This window comes from Sulfitobacter sp. 1A13353 (genome assembly GCF_043557255.1).
Classification (GTDB): domain Bacteria; phylum Pseudomonadota; class Alphaproteobacteria; order Rhodobacterales; family Rhodobacteraceae; genus Sulfitobacter; species Sulfitobacter faviae.
The window spans coordinates 84,897-102,794 of sequence record NZ_JBIFFS010000002.1 but is presented as its reverse complement, the minus strand read 5'-3'; the positions used below and the strand labels follow the sequence as shown (position 1 = coordinate 102,794).

General features: G+C 63.4%; 14 protein-coding genes. 8 read left to right on the top strand and 6 right to left on the bottom strand.

Translation table 11 applies throughout. The annotated features are described in order from the left end of the window. Positions 1–13: 13 nt before the first annotated feature. Positions 14–796, top strand: a complete 783-nt coding sequence (locus tag ACGYLO_RS04270) for a gamma-glutamyl-gamma-aminobutyrate hydrolase family protein (RefSeq protein WP_168612018.1) — start codon at positions 14–16, stop codon at positions 794–796. Between the two features lie 147 nt (positions 797–943). Here the strand turns inward: ACGYLO_RS04270 and ACGYLO_RS04265 are convergent, their stop codons facing one another. Both ACGYLO_RS04265 and ACGYLO_RS04260 read right to left on the bottom strand, forming a co-directional pair. After that, positions 944–1,531 (bottom strand): transposase, encoded by a 588-nt coding sequence (locus ACGYLO_RS04265; RefSeq protein ID WP_271687699.1) that lies wholly within the window; start codon positions 1,529–1,531, stop codon positions 944–946. Between the two features lie 44 nt (positions 1,532–1,575). After that, complete coding sequence (locus ACGYLO_RS04260; RefSeq protein WP_271687698.1) at positions 1,576–2,328, bottom strand: SDR family NAD(P)-dependent oxidoreductase; 753 nt, start codon at positions 2,326–2,328, stop codon at positions 1,576–1,578. A 236-nt stretch (positions 2,329–2,564) separates the two neighbouring features. Between ACGYLO_RS04260 and ACGYLO_RS04255 the strand changes: the two genes are divergently transcribed. The 4 genes from ACGYLO_RS04255 to ACGYLO_RS04240 all read left to right on the top strand — a co-directional run bounded on the left by ACGYLO_RS04255 (position 2,565) and on the right by ACGYLO_RS04240 (position 8,026). Beyond that, positions 2,565–3,281, top strand: coding sequence for a porin family protein (locus ACGYLO_RS04255; RefSeq protein WP_168612021.1), 717 nt, complete (start codon positions 2,565–2,567; stop codon positions 3,279–3,281). 244 nt (positions 3,282–3,525) lie between these two features. Then, positions 3,526–5,100 (top strand): Re/Si-specific NAD(P)(+) transhydrogenase subunit alpha, encoded by a 1,575-nt coding sequence (locus tag ACGYLO_RS04250; protein ID WP_271687697.1) that lies wholly within the window; start codon positions 3,526–3,528, stop codon positions 5,098–5,100. A 13-nt stretch (positions 5,101–5,113) separates the two neighbouring features. Continuing rightward, positions 5,114–6,547: an NAD(P)(+) transhydrogenase (Re/Si-specific) subunit beta gene (locus tag ACGYLO_RS04245; RefSeq protein ID WP_271687696.1), complete on the top strand. Its 1,434-nt coding sequence runs from the start codon at positions 5,114–5,116 to the stop codon at positions 6,545–6,547. A 210-nt stretch (positions 6,548–6,757) separates the two neighbouring features. Beyond that, positions 6,758–8,026 carry a DUF3422 family protein gene (locus ACGYLO_RS04240; RefSeq protein WP_271687695.1) on the top strand — a complete coding sequence of 423 codons (1,269 nt, stop codon included), beginning with the start codon at positions 6,758–6,760 and terminating at the stop codon, positions 8,024–8,026. Here ACGYLO_RS04240 and ACGYLO_RS04235 read toward each other — a convergent pair. The 4 genes from ACGYLO_RS04235 to ACGYLO_RS04220 all read right to left on the bottom strand — a co-directional run bounded on the left by ACGYLO_RS04235 (position 7,962) and on the right by ACGYLO_RS04220 (position 13,113). Next, entirely contained in the window at positions 7,962–9,035 is a 1,074-nt protein-coding gene (locus tag ACGYLO_RS04235) for a YeeE/YedE family protein (protein ID WP_271687694.1), read from the bottom strand. The two genes, ACGYLO_RS04240 and ACGYLO_RS04235, sit on opposite strands and share 65 nt — an antisense overlap. 207 nt (positions 9,036–9,242) lie before the next feature. Beyond that, positions 9,243–10,241, bottom strand: a complete 999-nt coding sequence (locus ACGYLO_RS04230) for an ABC transporter permease (protein WP_067263326.1) — start codon at positions 10,239–10,241, stop codon at positions 9,243–9,245. Continuing rightward, the gene (locus tag ACGYLO_RS04225; RefSeq protein ID WP_271687693.1) at positions 10,234–11,271 is read right to left on the bottom strand and encodes an ABC transporter permease; all 1,038 of its coding nucleotides are present in this window, start codon (positions 11,269–11,271) and stop codon (positions 10,234–10,236) included. The genes ACGYLO_RS04230 and ACGYLO_RS04225 overlap by 8 nt, the downstream gene beginning before the upstream one ends. A 120-nt stretch (positions 11,272–11,391) precedes the next feature. Further along, positions 11,392–13,113, bottom strand: coding sequence for a peptide ABC transporter substrate-binding protein (locus tag ACGYLO_RS04220; protein ID WP_168612027.1), 1,722 nt, complete (start codon positions 13,111–13,113; stop codon positions 11,392–11,394). Positions 13,114–13,426: 313 nt separating this feature from the next. Here ACGYLO_RS04220 and ACGYLO_RS04215 point away from each other — a divergent pair, with 313 nt between their 5' ends. The 3 genes from ACGYLO_RS04215 to ACGYLO_RS04205 all read left to right on the top strand — a co-directional run bounded on the left by ACGYLO_RS04215 (position 13,427) and on the right by ACGYLO_RS04205 (position 17,875). Continuing rightward, a complete protein-coding gene (locus ACGYLO_RS04215) occupies positions 13,427–15,259 on the top strand; it encodes an ABC transporter ATP-binding protein (protein WP_271687690.1) in 1,833 nt (610 codons plus the stop codon). A 10-nt stretch (positions 15,260–15,269) separates the two neighbouring features. Further along, positions 15,270–16,433, top strand: coding sequence for an acetylornithine deacetylase (gene argE / locus ACGYLO_RS04210; protein ID WP_271687688.1), 1,164 nt, complete (start codon positions 15,270–15,272; stop codon positions 16,431–16,433). A 95-nt stretch (positions 16,434–16,528) separates the two neighbouring features. Then, the gene (locus ACGYLO_RS04205; RefSeq protein WP_271687686.1) at positions 16,529–17,875 is read left to right on the top strand and encodes an FAD-binding oxidoreductase; all 1,347 of its coding nucleotides are present in this window, start codon (positions 16,529–16,531) and stop codon (positions 17,873–17,875) included. Positions 17,876–17,898 lie beyond the last annotated feature (23 nt).

Below are 17,898 nucleotides of genomic sequence, written 5' to 3'. Positions count from 1 at the left end.
TAAGAGGTAACTCATGGCCCGACCCGTCGTTGGTATCATTGGCAATTCCTACCTGCTGAACGATCAATACCCCGTCCACGCAGGCGGGCAGATGAACACCGAAGCGATTGCCGAGGTTTCGGGCTGTCTGCCGCTTATCGTGCCGAGCGATCCGCGCTTTGTCTCGGTCGAGGAATTGCTGGAGGTCTGCGACGGTTTCCTGCTGACCGGCGGGCGCCCCAATGTGCATCCCGAAGAATATGGTGAGCCTGAGACGGAGGCCCACGGTGCCTTTGACCGCGCGCGCGACGCCGTCGCGCTGGCGCTGGTACGGGCCTGTGTGGCGCGGGGCCAACCCTTCCTCGGCCTTTGCCGCGGGTTTCAGGAAGTGAACGTCGCCATGGGTGGGTCGCTCTATCCTGAGATTCGCGATCTGCCGGGGCGAATGAACCACCGGATGCCCCCCGATGGCACCATCGAAGAGAAATTCGAACTGCGCCATGACGTGAGCTTTACCGAAGGCGGCGTGTTCCACCGTGTGATGGGCGCGTCCAAGGTGCTGACCAACACGCTGCACGGGCAGGGGATCAAGGAACCCGGCCCGCGCGTGGTGATCGACGGGCACGCGGATGATGGCACGCCCGAGGCGATCTATATCAAAGACGCGCCGGGCTTTACCCTCGCCGTGCAGTGGCATCCCGAGTGGAACGCGGCCAATGACCCCGTCTCGCGCCCGCTGTTCGAACATTTCGGCGCGGCGGTGCGGGCTTGGGCGGCAGATGGATCGGCCATGCCGGTGATGACCGCCGCGCAATAGGGCCGGCCACAGGGCGCGCGCGTTGCACTCTCGATGACCGCGCGCCGCGCTTCTCGGGGCGCGGCAACCTGCATCGCGATGCAGTCGTTCTGTCGGCCCCCCGCGACCCCGATCGCGCCGTCAACAAGTGCCTTATCTCAACGCCTCTCAACTGTGCAGCCCGCTCAATGGCGCAACAGCTTGGGCCGCATGGTTCAGCGGCGTCACATCATCATCCAAGACCGCGTCCTCCTCTAGCGGCCCCGCCTCTGCGCCCTGAAGCGCTGCCGGACCTGAGCAGGCGCGGCGATAGGAGCTATAGGGCCAAGCCTCAGGACGATCACAATAGCCCGCGTGCACCGGGCTGAGGTGCACCAAACTGCAATGCCGTTCGAAATCCGCGGGGTCGCGGATCCGATGCTCCCAGAATCGCCGCTGCCAAATCCCTTTCTCGCCCCGTTTGATCTGCCGCAGACTGCGATGCGGGGCCGGGGGGAGATGGCGGGAAAACCGCCCCTTCCACATGCCGATCCGATTGCCGTAATCGGTATCGTCGGGCGGCAGGGTCCAGACCGTATGGAGCACATCTGGCAAGATGGCGATGGCATCGATCCGGAAGGGTTTGCGCGCCAAAGTCTCACGCATCGCTTGGCGCAGGGCCGTGATATGCCGCAGCAGCGCATCATCATCGCGCCGCGAGAGGCGCAGGGTAAAGAAATAGCTGTTCGGGCCATGGGGTGAAGGGCTGTCTCTCATGGCCCTGAGCTTGGCGCAGCTTGGTTAAAGCAACCTTAACGGCGCTACATTTGCCCGCCAGCGATTTCGATCGACTGGCCGTTGATGCTTTCGGAGCCTTCGCCAACCAGCCATGCCGCCGCAGCAGCCACTTCCGAGGGCGCGATCAGACGTTTGTGGCGGTTGGCATTAACCATGACATCGCGGGCCTTTGCCTCGGACAGCCCGGCGCGTTTGGAGATCGCCTGCGTATTGCGCGCGATGATCTCGGTATCGACGTAACCGGGGCAGAGCGCGTTGAAGGTAAACGGCTGGCCCATGTAATCTTCGCTGAGCGAGCGGATCAGCCCGATCATCCCGTGTTTCGAGGCCGAGTAGCAGGCCGCCCCCGGCAGGCCGCGCAGCCCGGCCATGGAGGACACGGCGATGACCCGGCCCCAATCGGTCTGGCGCATGGATTTCAGGCTCTCGCGGATGGTGAGAAAGGCCCCGTCGAGATTGGTCGCCATCATGTCACGCCAGAAATCGAGGTCGGTTTTATGCAGGGACCGGCCTTCGGCCACGCCCGCATTGGCCACGCAGATTTGCACCGGGCCATTGGCCTCGACCACGCGGGCGATGGTCTCGGTGACCTGCGCCTCGTCGCGCACGTCGATCGCCATGCCGCTGATGCCATCGCCTGACACGGCGTCGAGCACCTCCTGCCGCCGCCCGGTGATGGTGACCTTCGCGCCCTTGGCGGCCAAGTCCTGCGCGATGGCAAGGCCGATGCCTGTGCCGCCGCCGGTGATGAATGCGTGTTTGTCTTTTAGTGTCATAATGCCTCCCCTTTGCGGGCAGGGTGGCGCGGAGGGGGCGGCAGTACAATAGGCAGCTTGTGATGACGGGGCGTTATGTGCGGGGCGGCTGGCACGGCGATAGGCCAAATCTTGCCGCCCGCCGATCACATTTGCGGAAGCCTTACGCCTGACTATTGCAGCGCTCGCCGCCTTGGCGCACTGGTCGGATGGGTAACCTGATGACAGGGCCTTGCCAGAACCATTGGAGCAGTAAAATGAAACACATAGAATTTTCAGTTCTCGCCCTTTCCGCAGCCCTCGCTTTTGGGGCAACCACAGCGCAGGCGGTCGAAGTGACGGGTGGATCGGTCGGCCTTTCCTATTCCGCATTCGCGGACGACACCGATTTCAGCCGGCTTGGCCTTGATGGGTCGGTAGAGCTTGGCTTTAACCGCAACCTTAGCTTGCAGTTCGACGCCGGTTACAGCGACTTCGACTTTGTCGATGAAGACAGCCATTTGCTGGGCCTGCACGGCATTTACCACTGGGATGAAGCAACCTCTTTCGGGGCCTTCTACACCCGGGAGGAAGCCTTGGGCGGAGATGCGGATATCTTGGGTCTCGAAGCAGGCTATGAAATGCTGGATTGGGACTTCGAAGGCTATCTGGCCCATGTCGATACCGATGCAGGTGACGGCACGCTTGGCGGTATCAAGGCGCGTTATGCGCTGGCGGAAGGCTTTGGCATCAGCGGCTCCTATGATCGGCTAGGCAGCGATGGAGACGACCTGTCGCGTTTTGCCATGCGGCTCGATCGTGAGGTTTCCCCGACCACCAATCTGTTCTTGGAAGTCGGGTCTGCCAAGGTGGACGTGGGCAGCATCAGCGAGTCCGAGCCCTTCGTCGGTCTGGGCGGTGAGATCAACTTCGGCGCGGATCGTGGCACCACCTTTGACCAGCGCGGCTTGGCGCGTCTGATCCCCGGTCTTTGATCACGACTTAGCCGTCGTTTGACACTTCGGCATGGCCCTCGGGCCATGCCATTGGCGCAGGGTGGAACGGCTGTTCCATCTCTGCGCCGAAAACAGCAAACCGTTCTTCCGATGTCGCGGTGCAGCAATTTTGCACCGTTTCACCCCGCGGTTTGCTTGTACTATTGCTGCGCGCGCGCTATCGCTCTGACTAACAAAGTTGCGCCAGAGCGGCGCGACGGGCCAGCAAAGGGGGACTCTTGGTTTGAAGATCGGGACACCAAAAGAAATATTTGAGGGCGAGAACCGGGTCGCGATGACCCCGGAAAGCGCGCTGCAACTGCAAAAGCTCGGGCATAGCTGCGTCATCGAGAGGGGCGCCGGGGCGGCTGCGGGCTTTGACGATGCCGCCTATGAAGCCGCGGATGTCGAGGTGGTGCAATCCGCCGCCGCGCTTTACGAGACTGCCGATGTGGTCGCCAAGGTGCGCCCGCCCTCCGAGGATGAGGTCAAGCACCTGCGCGAAGGCCAGACGCTGATCTCCATGTTCAATCCCGCCGGCAACACCGCGTTGATGGAGGCCGCTGCCGAGAAGGGCGCGACCGTCATGGCGATGGACATGGTGCCGCGCATCAGCCGTGCGCAGAAGATGGACGCGCTTTCGTCGATGGCGAACATCGCGGGCTACCGCGCGGTGATCGAGGCGGGCAACAATTTCGGCCGTTTCTTCACCGGTCAGATCACCGCGGCGGGCAAGGTGCCCCCGGCCAAGGTGCTGGTCGTCGGCGCGGGTGTCGCGGGGCTTGCCGCGATCGGCACGTCAACCTCGCTCGGCGCGATCACGCTAGCTTTCGACGTGCGCCCCGAAGTGGCCGAACAGGTCGAATCGATGGGCGCGGAATTCGTCTATCTCGACTTCGAGGAAGAGCAGCAGGACGGCTCCGCCTCGGGCGGCTATGCCTCTGTTTCCTCTCCCGAATTCCGTGAAGCACAGCTCGCCAAGTTCCGCGAGTTGGCGCCGGATGTGGACATCGTCATTACCACGGCGCTGATCCCCAACCGCGAGGCGCCGGAGCTTTGGACCGAGGACATGGTGCAGGCGATGAAGCCCGGCTCGGTGATCGTGGACCTCGCCGCCGAGAAGGGCGGCAACTGCAAGCTCACCAAGATGGACGAGAAGATCGTCACCGACAACGGCGTGACCATCATCGGTTACACCGACTTCCCCTCGCGCATGGCGACGCAGGCCTCGACGCTTTACGCCACCAACATTCGTCACCTGATGGCGGACCTCACGCCCGAGAAGGACGGGGTCATCAACCACGACATGGAAGATGATGTCATCCGCGGCGCCACCATCACCCACGAGAAGGAAGTGACCTTCCCGCCGCCACCGCCCAAGGTCGCGGCCATTGCGGCGGCGCCGAAGAAGGAAAAGCCGAAGGAGAAGACGGCGGAGGAAAAACGCGCCGAGGAATTGGCGGCCTTCAAGCAGCAGACCAAGAACCAGGTCACGCTGCTGGCCGTGGGTGCGGCACTGCTGCTGGGTGTGGGCCTCGTGGCCCCCGCCAGCTTCATGCAGCACTTCATCGTCTTCGTTCTGGCGGTCTTCGTCGGTTTCCAAGTGATCTGGGGCGTGGCGCACAGCCTGCACACGCCGCTGATGGCGGTGACCAACGCGATCTCCTCGATCATCATTCTGGGCGCGCTGATGCAGATCGGCTCGGGCTCTTGGCTGGTGATCCTTCTTGCTGCCCTGTCGGTCTTCATGTGTGGGATCAACATTTTCGGCGGCTTCCTCGTGACACGGCGCATGCTCGCCATGTTCCAGAAATCCTGAAGGAGCGAGCATCATGGAATACGGATTCACGACAGCGGCCTATGTGGTCGCAGCGGTTCTCTTCATCCTGTCGCTCGGCGGTCTGTCGGGGCAGGAAAGCGCAAAACGCGCGGTGTGGTACGGGATCGCCGGCATGGCGCTGGCGGTTATCGCCACGCTGATCGGGCCGGGGGCGGGGCTGTGGCTCCTCTCGCTGATCCTGATCGCCGCGGGCGGGGCCATCGGTTACCAACTGGCCACCCGCGTGCAGATGACGCAGATGCCCGAGCTGGTCGCGGCGATGCACAGCCTCGTGGGCCTCGCCGCCGTCTTCGTGGGCTACAACGCCCATATCGAACTGGGCAACGTGCTGGCGATGGACGATGTGGCGCGCAAGGCGACCGAGGGCTTTGCCGCGCTGCTGGCCAAGAAGGACAGCGTCGAGATCGCGATCCTGCGGGTTGAGCTGTTTCTCGGCGTCTTCATCGGTGCGGTGACCTTCACCGGCTCTGTCATCGCCTATGGCAAGCTCGCGGGCCGCGTCAGCTCTGCGGCCACCAAGCTGCCGGGTGGTCACCTGCTCAACGCGGGCGCGGCGGTGATCTCGCTGCTCTGCCTGATCTGGTACTTCAACACCGGGGGCTTCCTGCCGCTGTTCCTCATGACGCTGGCGGCGCTCTTCATCGGGTATCACCTGATCATGGGCATCGGCGGCGCGGACATGCCGGTGGTTGTCTCGATGCTGAACAGCTACTCCGGCTGGGCCGCGGCGGCGATCGGCTTCTCGCTCGGCAACGATCTTCTGATCGTGGTCGGCGCGCTGGTCGGCTCCTCGGGTGCGATCCTCAGCTACATCATGTGCAAGGCGATGAACCGCAGCTTCATCTCGGTCATCCTCGGCGGCTTCGGCGGCAGCGCTGGCCCCGCGATGGAGGTCGAGGGTGAGCAGGTGGCGATTGAGGCCGACGGTGTGGCGCAGGCGCTCAACGAAGCCGACAGCGTCATCATCATCCCCGGCTACGGCATGGCGGTGGCACAGGCCCAAGGTGCTGTCAGCGATCTGGTCAAGAAACTGCGCGCCAAGGGCAAGAACGTGCGTTTTGCTATCCACCCGGTGGCGGGCCGTCTGCCTGGGCATATGAACGTGCTTCTGGCCGAGGCCAAGGTGCCCTATGACATCGTGATGGAGATGGAGGAGATCAACGAAGACTTCCCCGAGACCGACGTCGCCATTGTCATCGGCTCCAACGACATTGTGAACCCCGCTGCACAGGACGATCCCAACAGCCCCATCGCCGGGATGCCGGTGCTGGAATGCTGGAAGGCGAAGACCGTCATCGTCTCCAAGCGCGGGCAGGGCACGGGCTATTCCGGCATTGAGAACCCGCTGTTCTTCAAGGAGAACACGCGCATGTTCTACGGTGACGCGAAGGCTAGCCTCGACAAGCTGCTGCCGCTGATCGACTAACGTTTTCTTTTAAAGAAAACGGCCGGGAATTTTTGAAAAATTCCCGGCCCATCCCATGAACGCCCCGCCGGAAACGGTGGGGCGTTTTCCGTTATGGTCTTGCGGTATACCTCTGTATGCATCAACCCGTTGAAAAGGCGTGATTTTTCACTGTTCATCGGCGGCAATGGCGCTATTCTCGGTGAAATACACCCAACAGCGGACCCCGTCATGGCCCCGATCAAAGACCACCCGCAGCGGCTTGCCCTTACCGGCGAAATGCACGCGCGCCCGTTTCCGCAGCTTGCCGCGCCCTCGCGGGTTGCCTTTCTCGCGGTGAAACCCGCGCCCGATGCCGTGCCGCAAGCCGAGTTGAACGCGCTGCTGGCCCATTACGGCGCCCCGAGCGCCGATGCGGCGGCCACGCATTATTACGGAGAGATGGGCCGCTTCACCCTGAAATGGGAGCAGCATACCGAGTTCGTCACCTATACGGTCATCGCCCCCTCAGGGCGGAGCCTGCCCTTCGCCGCCACGGATTTCGACGCCTTCCCAGAGGATTGGCTGGCCGAGGTGCAGGGGGAGCGGATCACCTCGGCCCTGCTTGCGGTGCTGCCGAAGCCGGAAGCCGACGATGAGATCGCCGCGCATTTGCAAGACTGGTTCGTGCCCGAAAGCCTCGCCGTGGCGGAGGTGCTGGACGGGGCGGCGGTGGTGGCCAGTGACTTTCGGATTGATCCCGCCGGCCATCTGCGCCTCGCGCTTTTCACCGATGCGACGACCGGCCAGCGGCGGATTGGGCGGATCGTGCAGCGGCTCTGCGAGATCGAGACCTATAAGGCGATGTCGATGCTGGGGTTCATGCAGGCCCGCGACATGGCCGGGGCGTTGAACGATCTGGACGGGCAGCTCTCGACGCTCATGGGAGCGATGCGCAGCGGGGCGGGCACGGCGGCTGAGGAAACGCTGCACGCGCTTTTGGACGTGTCGGTCGCGCTGGAGGCGCTAACGGCGGAGACTGCCTATCGTTTCGCCGCCACGGGGGCCTATGAGGCCATCGTCTATGAACGTATCTCGGCCCTGCGTGAGGCGCGTTTTCTGGGGCGGCAGGGCTTTGGCGAGTTCATGATGCGCCGCTATGCGCCCGCGATGCGCACGGTGAAATCGACCGAGACGCGCTTGCACACCCTCGCCGCGCGGGCACTGCGGGCAGCGGATCTTTTGCGGACGCGGGTGGATGTCGAACGCTCGGCCCAGAACCAAGCGATCCTTGCCAGTATGGACCGCCGCGCCGACCTGCAACTGCGCCTGCAACATACTGTAGAGGGGCTGTCGGTCGTGGCGATCAGCTATTACGCGGTGTCGCTGGCAGGCTATTTGCTCTACCCGCTTGCTGGGCCATTGGGGGTCAGCAAGGGGCTGCTGACCGCCGCCGTCACTCTGCCGGTTGTGCTTGGCGTGTGGTGGACGCTGCGCCGTCTGCGGCGGAAGATCGGTTGAGCAGCGCCTGCATGGCCAAGCCGCCCAAAGCGATCATCACGATGGCCTCGATGGCTGCGACCGAAAGCGTCGGCACCCCGGAGAGCCCCGCGCCCAAGGTGCAGCCCCCGGCCAGCACCCCGCCCACGCCCATCATGGCGGCCCCGGTCAGGTAGCGCCCGGTCTGGCGGGGGGCGTCAAAGCTCTGCCACCGGAACTCCCGCGCGAAAAGGCTGGCAATCAGCGCACCGACAAAGACGCCGCCCAGAAGTCCGGTGCCAAAGCCCGCGGGGATCGAACTGCTGGCAATGGTCCAGAACAGCGTATCGGCGGAGGGGGAGGTGAAGCTGAGGCTTTCCATCGCGATCGGGTCGAATTCATCAAGCAGGATGAACCCGGTGCCGACCCATGCGGCAGGGACCAAAAGTCCGATCAGCGCAGCCATCGCCAATTGCCCCGGACGGTTGCCCGAGCGCAGCGCATAGGCCAGCGCCGCCACGGCGATCACACCAGCCCAGAGCAGCGCACCGCCGGGCAGGGCGGCGAGGCTCACGTTCTCTCCCATATTTACGGTGACGGAGCCGAGCGCCACGCGCAGCGGTGCCAAGACGCCTTTCAGCGTCGCATGGGCCACCACGGCAAAGACCAGCACCACCAGCGCCGCCCGCAGGTTGCCGCCGCCTGTCAGCACCGTGAGGCGCGAGATGCAGCCGCGTGTCAGCACCATGCCCGCGCCAAAGAGCAGCCCGCCCACAGCAATCGCCAAAAGCGGCACGTCGCTGGCCATGAAGCGATGCGCGTCAAAATTGATCCATCCGGCGGCCACGGCGGCCTGCGTGCCGATCACGGCCAGCGCCAGTGCGGTCAGCCAGATGCCAAGCGCTTGGCGCCGGTCTTCTCCCACGAGGCTGCGGCGAAAGCAAAACCGCGTGCGCTGCGCCAGCACGCCGAACGCCAGCCCGATGAGGGCCGCCAGCAGAACGGACGCCTCTTTTGCTGTCGTCTCTTCAAAGCCGAAAGACTCAAACATCGCGAAAACCCTCGAAAACGGAATTATTTCCCATTTGGAGCGGGTGCGGGTCACAATCAAGTGAAAGCGCACAGGGCCGACCCCCAGAGGGGTGAATTAAATTCCGTATTGATGAGAAAAGGGGCGACGCTGTCCACCCTGCGTCAAGGGGCGCAAAACAATCGGCCCCCGCCTCAGGGGGCAGGGGCCGGTCGGTTCTTATTTTGCTCAGCGTCCGCGAATGCGCGGGTCGAGCGCGTCGCGCAGACCGTCGCCGAGGTAGTTCACCGCAAGCACCGTCAGCGAGATGGCGATGCCGGGCAGCATCACCCGCTCGGGGAACTCCTGCATGCGGTCAACGGCATCGGCCAGTTGCTTGCCCCATGTGGGGAAGTCCGAGGGAAAGCCGACGCCAAGGAAGCTCAGCGCGCTTTCGGTGATGATTGCCGTGGCGAGGCCCAAGGTCGCCGAGACCATGATGGGCGAGATCACGTTGGGCAGCAGGTGGCGGCGGATGATCTTGCCCGGCGTGGTGCCGATGGAGCGCGCGGCGAGGATGAACTCACGCTCTTTCAGCGCCAGAATATCGCCGCGCACGATCCGCGCGGTCTGCATCCATGAGGTCAGGCTGATGACCGAGACGATGAGGATGAACATGCCACCCTCCGGCCCGAACTGCGCCCGCAGCGGTTGGCCAAAGAGCGTCACGGCGAGCAGGACCAGAGGCAGGATCGGCAGGCTGAGGATCAGGTCCGTGAAGCGCATCAGCCAGAAATCCATACGTTTGAAAAAGCCCGAGAGCACGCCCACGGCGGTGCCGATGATCAGCGCCAGCGCCATTGCCATCCAGCCCACGGCCATCGACACGCGCCCGCCAAAGAGCATCTGCGCAAGGATGTCGCGGCCCAACTGGTCGGTGCCGAAGGGATGGGCCCAGCCCGCCTTGGCATCGCCATCCCACAGCAGGGTATAGATCGGCCGCCAATTCTTGTTGCGGATGTCCAGCTTCTTGGCGTCAATGTCCCACAGATAGGGGCCAAAGATCACGGCCAGCGTGATGAAGATCAGGAAACCTCCGCCAAAAAGCGCGCCTTTGTGCTTGCGGAACTGGTCCCAAACATCGCGCCATTGGCTGCGCGGCGGCTTTTGCGGGCCCTTGTCTTGCAGGGCCTTCATGAACTCGAGGTCGGCTTCGACCGGGCTTGCGGGAATGGGTTGCTCAGTCATAACGGATCCTTGGGTCAAGCAGGCCGTAGAGGATATCTGCGATCAGGTTGAACAGCACGATCAACACTGCGAAGATGAAGGTTAGGGTCATCACCATCGGCAGGTCGTTGGCGCGTAGCGCGGTCAGCAGCAGTTGGCCGATGCCGTTCACCTTGAAGACGTTCTCGGTGATGATGGCGCCGCCGAAGATCGCGGGCATGCCAAGCGCGATGACGGTGACCACCGGGATCATCGAGTTGCGCAGCACATGCACCATGACCACGACGCTTTCCTTCAGACCCTTGGCGCGGGCGGTGCGCACGTAGTCTTGGTTGAGGTTGTCGAGCATGGCACCGCGCATGTAGCGGCTGATCTGCGCCGTAGTTTGCAGCGCCAGCACCATCACCGGCATGATCATCTGGAAGAACTGCACCTTGAAGCTCTCCCAATCGTTCACGACATGTGTCGTATCATAGATCGACGGCAGCCAGCCCAAAGAGACCGAGAAGATCACGATGAGCAGCGGACCGGTGAAGAAGGGCGGGATCGAAAAGCCGATCATGGTGATGAACGTCCCGGCCTGATCGAAGACCGAATAGTGCCGGTAGGCCGAGTAGATGCCGATCGGAATGGCGATGACGATGCCCACGATATAGGCCAGCCCCACGACCCAGAGGGTCTGCGGCATGCGCTGGATCACGATGTCCATCACGGGCGAACGGGTCTGCCAAGAGATCACGCGCAGCTTGCCGTCCGACAGGTTGGTGTCGGGCAGCCAGCTAAACAGGGCAGAGCGGTTGGTCAGGTAGTCGATGAAAACCTGCGGCTCGATCCAAAAGACCTGCACAAGCCATTTCCAATATTGGATATAGATCGGCTGGCCGAGGCCAAGCGCCTCGCGCATCTTCTCTTTCACCTCGGGCGGGACCGTCAGCGGCACTTGGGCCATCGGGTCGCCGGGGGCGAGTTGCAGCAGCAGGAAAATCACCAGGCTGATAAACAAAAGCGTCGGGATCGACAAAAGAAGTCGTCGGATGGTGAAGGTCAACATGGGCGTCGCCTTTGTAGGTCAGTCTGTGAGGGGGTGGGGGCGAGACGGGGGCGCGCGGATGACGCACACCCCCGAAGGTCGTTGAAGGGAGGCGCGGGCCAGCCGCGCCTCCGTCCTAGATCACTCTTCCATGCGGTACCAATCGGCGGCATTCCACAGTTCGGAGTCCCATGTGTTCAGCACAACGCCACCAAGGGTGTTGGAAGCAGCCGAGACGCGACCACGGTCAACCAGCGGCAGGATCGAGTAGCTGTCTTTGGTCAGCATGTCGTTCAGCTTTTTGGCCAGTTCGCCACGCTTTTCCATTTCGCCGGTGCGGCCCAGTTCGGCCACCATCGCATCATACTCTTCGTTACAGAAGCGGTTGATGTTCTCGCCCTGCCACTGTGTCTCGGGGCTGGGGAACTTGGCGCAGGTCCGCTGAGCCAGATAGCTTTGCGGGTCGGTGCCGTCGAAGTTGTTGGCGTACATTTCAACGTCTGCATAGAAACGCTGGAACGTGTCGGTCGAACCGGGGTCGCCACCGAAGAAGACCGAAGAGTCGATGTTGCGCAATTCGGTTTCAACACCGATCTGGCTCCACCAATCCTTGATCAGCGCTTGGAAATCCTGACGCACGGCGTTGGTCGAGGTCTGGTAGAGCAGGGACAGTTTCTCGCCGTCCTTCTCGCGCACACCGTCGCCATCGCTGTCGACCCAGCCCGCTTCGTCCAATAGCGCCTTGGCGCCTTCGATGTCTTGGGTCAGACAGTCGGTGTTGTCCGAGGCGTAGAGCTCAGGCGCAGGCACCATGTTGCAGGTGGCGCGGCCCGCTTGGCCGTAGCCGACCTCGACCAGCAGTTCGCGGTCGATCGCCATGGAGAGCGCCCGGCGGACTTTCTCATCGCTCAGGATCGGGTGCGGATGTTTAGCTGTGGCGCGTTCACCTTCGGGAAGGTCTGGCGAGGCATCGGTCATGTTCAGCTCAAGACGCTCAACCAACGTGCCGAATGCCGACATGGGCTTGCCTTTGCCGCCTTCGGCCATCTTGGCGATGACATCGGGGGCCAGCTGCAGGTTCCAGGCGTAGTCGAACTCACCCGTTTCCATCACGGCACGGCCCGCCGCTGTCGCGTCACCGCCGCCTTTGAAGGTCAGCGTGGCGAAGGCAGGTTTGCTCGGGTCGCGGTAGTTCTCGTTCGCGGCCATGGTGATCACGTCGTTCGGGCGGAACTCGGTGACGGTGAAGGGGCCGGTGCCGATGGGGTTGAAGTTGGCCTCGGTGCACTCAGGCGCTTTGGCGCCGGTGCAGTCGGCAAACTGTGCCGCCTGAATGATCGGGGATTGGCCGCCCATGAAGGGGCCGTAAGGGTTCGGCATCGGCTCGGAGAAGGTAACTTTGACTGTCTGGTCATCGACCACGTCAACCGAGGAGACACCTTCGAATTTGGCCAGCTGCGCACAGCCGCCTTCGGGGTTCATGCAGTAATCGGCGGTGAACTTGACGTCATTGGCGGTGACGGGGGTGCCGTCGGACCACATCAGCCCGTCTTTCAGCTTCCATGTGATGGTCTTGAGGTCTTCGCTCACGCCGCCGTTTTCCAGCGTCGGAATCTCGGTCGCCAGATAGGGCACCAGCGCGCCGTTCTGGTCGTAGCGGCCCAGCGGTTCGAGAACCAGCGAGGAGGCTTCCACGTCTTTTGTGCCGCTCGACAGATAGGGGTTCAGGATCGAAGGCGCCTGCCAATAGATGATCTTGACTTCGCCGTCGCGGCCCCGCTCGCCCTCATGGGCTTCGGCAAAGGCCATAGGGGCAAGCGCCGTCGATGCGACAGCCCCCATCAATAGGGTCTTCAATTTCATATCTTACTCCATGTTGGACACGTGGGCGTGCCGCTTATTGTCGACGGGATGTTCCCCGCCTTGTTGTTGTCGCCCCGGACAGAACATGAGCTTCGCCAGCTAAACATAACAAAACAAGCAATATTCAACCTGTGATCGAAGCGCTCTTTCCAAACCGCATGGGCTATATCGAAACAGGTTTGCCGGAAATTGCAAGGGCGGACGTGGCGCAATTATGACAAAGCTCGAACTCTGCGCGTCAGGTTTGACAGTCTCGTGACATTCGCCGTAGCGTCGGGCAAAATCTGCGCCAATAAAAACAACAGGGAAACAGATGCTGGATCACACCAATGGGGCGCCAATCGCCCAAATTCAGGGCCTGCGCGTCGAATTTCAAACCAAAGATGGCCCCGTGGTCGGTGTTGAGGATGTCAGTTTCGACATCAATCCCGGTGAGACGGTTTGCGTGGTCGGAGAATCAGGATCGGGCAAATCGGTGTCCTCCCTGTCGCTGATGCGACTGGTTGAGTATGGCGGCGGTGAAATTGCAGGCGGTCGCCTGCTTTTTGAGCGCGGTGAAGAAGGCCAGGTTGATCTCGCGGCCAGCGGCGGCAATCTGATGCGCAAGATTCGCGGCAATGAGATCGGCATGATCTTCCAAGAGCCGATGACCGCGCTGAACCCCGTGTTCACCATCGGCAAGCAGATGACCGAAGGTCTGCGCCTGCATCTGAACATGACCCGCAAACAGGCCGAGGCCCGCGCGCTGGAACTGATGAAACAGGTCCGCATCCCCGAGCCGGAGCGGCGCCTCAAGCAGTACCCCCACGAACTTTCAGGCGGCATGCGCCAGCGCGTGGTAATCGCCATGGCACTGGCCTGCGAGCCGCGTCTCCTGATCGCGGACGAGCCCACCACCGCGCTCGACGTGACCATTCAGGCCGAGATCCTCGCCCTGATGGACCGGCTTAAGCGCGAGACCGGCACGGCGGTGATGTTCATCACCCATGACATGGCCGTGGTGGCGCAGATGGCCGACCGGGTGGTCGTGATGTTCCGCGGCAAGAAGGTCGAGGAAGGCACCGTCGAGGAGATCTTCGAGAACCCGCAGCACCCCTATACCAAGGCGCTGCTGGCCGCGGTGCCGAAGCTCGGCGAGATGACGGGCAAGCCATACCCCGAGCCGATGAAACTCTTGGGCACACCCGACAAGGAGATCGTGCCGATCAAGGGCCGCGAAGAGACGCTTCTCTCGGTCAAGAACCTCACCACGCGCTTCCCGGTGCAGGGCGGTTTCCTGCGCCGCACCGTGGCCAATGTGCATGCGGTCGAGGACCTGTCGTTTTCGCTCAACAAGGGCCAGACGCTCAGCCTCGTCGGCGAATCGGGCTGCGGCAAATCTACCGCAGGGCGCTCGATCCTGCGGCTGGTAGAGCCGATGTCGGGGGAGGTGAAGCTTGACGGCGTCGACATCATGTCGCTGGACCAATCGGCGCTGCGCACCGCGCGGCTCGACATGCAGATGATCTTCCAAGACCCCTTCGCCTCGCTCAACCCGCAGATGCAGCTAGCCGATCAGGTGGCCGAACCGATCCACAACTTCGGCACGCTCAAGGGCGGGGAGATCAACAAGCGGATCGAGATGCTGTTTGACCGCGTGGAACTGCCGCGCAGCTTCATGCGCCGCTTCCCGCATGAGCTTTCGGGCGGCCAGCGCCAGCGCGTGGCCATCGCCCGCGCGCTCGCGCTGAACCCTAAGCTCATCATCGCGGACGAAGCGGTCTCGGCGCTGGACGTGTCTGTGCAGGCGCAGGTGCTGAACCTGATGATGGAGCTTCAGGCCGAGATGGAACTGTCTTTCCTCTTCATCAGCCACGACATGGCCGTGGTCGAACGCGTCAGCCACTATGTCGGCGTCATGTATCTGGGTCGCATCGTCGAGATGGGCTCGCGCCAGCGGGTCTTCGAGAACCCGCAGCACCCCTATACGCAGGCGCTGATGAAGGCCGTGCCGATTGCCGATCCGCGCCGCCGCAAGTCCGAGAAGGATTTGAACTTCAAGCCGATCCCCTCGCCAATCCACCCGGTCAGTTACCGGCCCGAGCCTTCGGTCTACCGTGAGGTGGAGCCGGGGCACCATGTGCTGACCACCGACAGCGGCTATTGAAAGAAGACCCATGACCGAACGCCTGACCCCGCTCGAGTTGATGACCAAACTCATCAGCTTTCCCACCGTGTCGCGCGACACCAATATCCCGCTGATCGACTGGGTGGCCGACTACCTCGCCTCGCACGGGATCGAGAGCCACCGCTACATCGATCCCGACCAGCCGAAACATGCGCTTTTTGCCCATGCGGGCCCGTGGGAGGAGGGGGCCGTGGTGCTCTCGGGGCACACGGATGTGGTGCCGGTCGACGGTCAGGCTTGGGACACCGATCCCTTCACCGTGACCGAGAAGGAAGGCCGCTACTACGGGCGCGGCACCTGCGACATGAAGGGCTTCGACGCGTTGGCGATCTGGGCGCTGGTCGAGGCGCATTATGCAGAAGTCAAACGCCCGCTGCAGATCGCACTCAGCTTCGATGAGGAGATCGGCTGCACCGGCGCGCCGCCTATGATCCAAGCGATGCAGGGCGTGGTGCCCAAGGGCTCGGCGGTGATCGTGGGCGAGCCCTCGACCATGCAGGCGGTGACCGGCCACAAGGGCGGCATCGGCTTCAACACCCATCTGGTGGGTTTCGAGGTGCATTCCTCGTTGCTGCACACCGGGGTCAATGCGATCATGGCGGGCGCGAAGCTTATCGAATGGGCCAATGACGTGAACAGCGACAACATGGCCGCCAAACCGACCGAGACGGCGGCGATGTTCGATCCGCCCTTCACCACCGCCCATGTCGGCGTGATCGAGGGCGGCACGGCTCACAACATCACCGCCAAGGACTGCAAGTTCGCGATGGATTTCCGCGTGGTCCCGGGCGAGGACAAAGACAAATGGGGCACCGCCTACCTCAAAAAGGTGCGCGAGGTCGAAAAGCAGATGCAGGACGTGGTGCCCGAGACCTATATCGAGACCTCGACCCGCTTCGACGTGCCCGCGCTGCAGCCCGAGAAGGACGGCGAGGCCGAGCAGATTGTGCGCCAGATCACCGGCGACAACGCCAGCCACAAAGTGAGCTACGGCACCGAGGCCGGGCAGTTCCAGGAGGCGGGCTATTCCGCCGTGATCTGCGGCCCCGGCGACATCGCGCAGGCGCATCAGCCTAATGAGTTCATCGAGGTGGCGCAATTCGACGCCGGCCACGACTTCATGCGCCGTCTGCTGACCCGCTTGCAGGGCTGAGCTTTCCCTGACAGACCTGTGGCTGGCCCCGGGCGGGGCCAGTCCTTTTCACGGCCGCCCGGTGCAGCCGCGCGGCGTCAGCCACCGGGGTCCGCATGTCCGCCTTTCCTATCACCCTTGCCACCCCCGCCAGCTACCCGCGCACCCCGCCGCGCGAGAGCGAGGTCGTCGTCATCGGCGGCGGCGTGATCGGCGTGTGCACTGCGCTGTTTCTGGCCCGCGCGGGCAAACAGGTGACCCTGCTTGAAAAGGGCCGCATTGCCGCCGAACAATCCAGCCGCAACTGGGGTTGGATACGGCAGCAGGGGCGCGACCCGGATGAACTGCCGATCATGGTCGAGGCCGCGCGGCTGTGGCGCGAACTGGCCCCGAAACTCGACCGCGATATCGGCTTACAACAGACCGGCGTGACCTATCTGGCAGGCTCGGACGCCAAAATGCCGGGCTACGCTGACTGGTTGCCCCATGCCAAGGCCAATGGTGTCGACAGCCGGTTGATGGACGCGGGCGAGGTCGCCGCCGCCTTTCCGGGGCTGAGCAAAAGCTACGCCGGGGCGCTGGTGACCCCTTCCGACATGCGCGCCGAACCTTGGGTGGCGGTGCCAGCGCTGGCCGCCTTAGCGGCCAAGGAAGGCGTGCGCATTATCGAGAACTGCGCGGTCCGCAAGCTCGACCTTGCCGCCGGACGGGTTGCGGGGGTGGTGACCGAAGCGGGCGCGATCCGCACGACATCGGTCGTGCTGGCGGGCGGGGCGTGGTCGGCGCTGTTCCTGCGCGCCCATGGCGTCAGCCTGCCGCAGCTTTCGGTGCGCGAGAGCGTGCTGGCCACCAATGTGCTGCCCGAGGTCCACGCCGGGGCCGCCGCCGAGGCGGGTCTTGCCTTCCGCCGCCGCGCCGATGGCGGCTATACGCTGGCGCCCGGCGGGCGTCCCGATCTCTATGTCGGCCCCGATGCCTTCCGCGCGCTGCGGCACTACCTGCCGCAACTGCGCCAAAGCCCCTTCGGTCAGCGTCTGCGTGCCGCGGCCCCGCGCGGCTTTCCCGATGCGTGGCGCACGCCCCGGAACTGGGCGGCTGACGCGCACAGCCCCTTCGAGGCGATGCGCATCCTCGACCCCATGCCGGACCACCGCGCGCTGCGCCGGGCGCGCAAACGTTTTGCCGCGCTTTATCCCGATCTGCCGCCCGTCACCGCCCGCGCCTCATGGGCCGGGATGATCGATGTGATGCCCGATATGGTGCCGGTAGTGGACACCTGCGCGCAGATCCCCGGCCTTGTCATCGGCACCGGCATGTCCGGCCACGGCTTCGGCATCGGCCCGGCGATGGGGCGGGTGTTGGCGGCACTGGTCATGGGCGACGCGCCGGGCCATGATCTGAACAGATTCCGCGCCGACCGTTTCAGCGATGGCAGTGCCATCCGCCTCGGTCCGACGCTCTGAGCATATTTCGAGAAGGACATTCC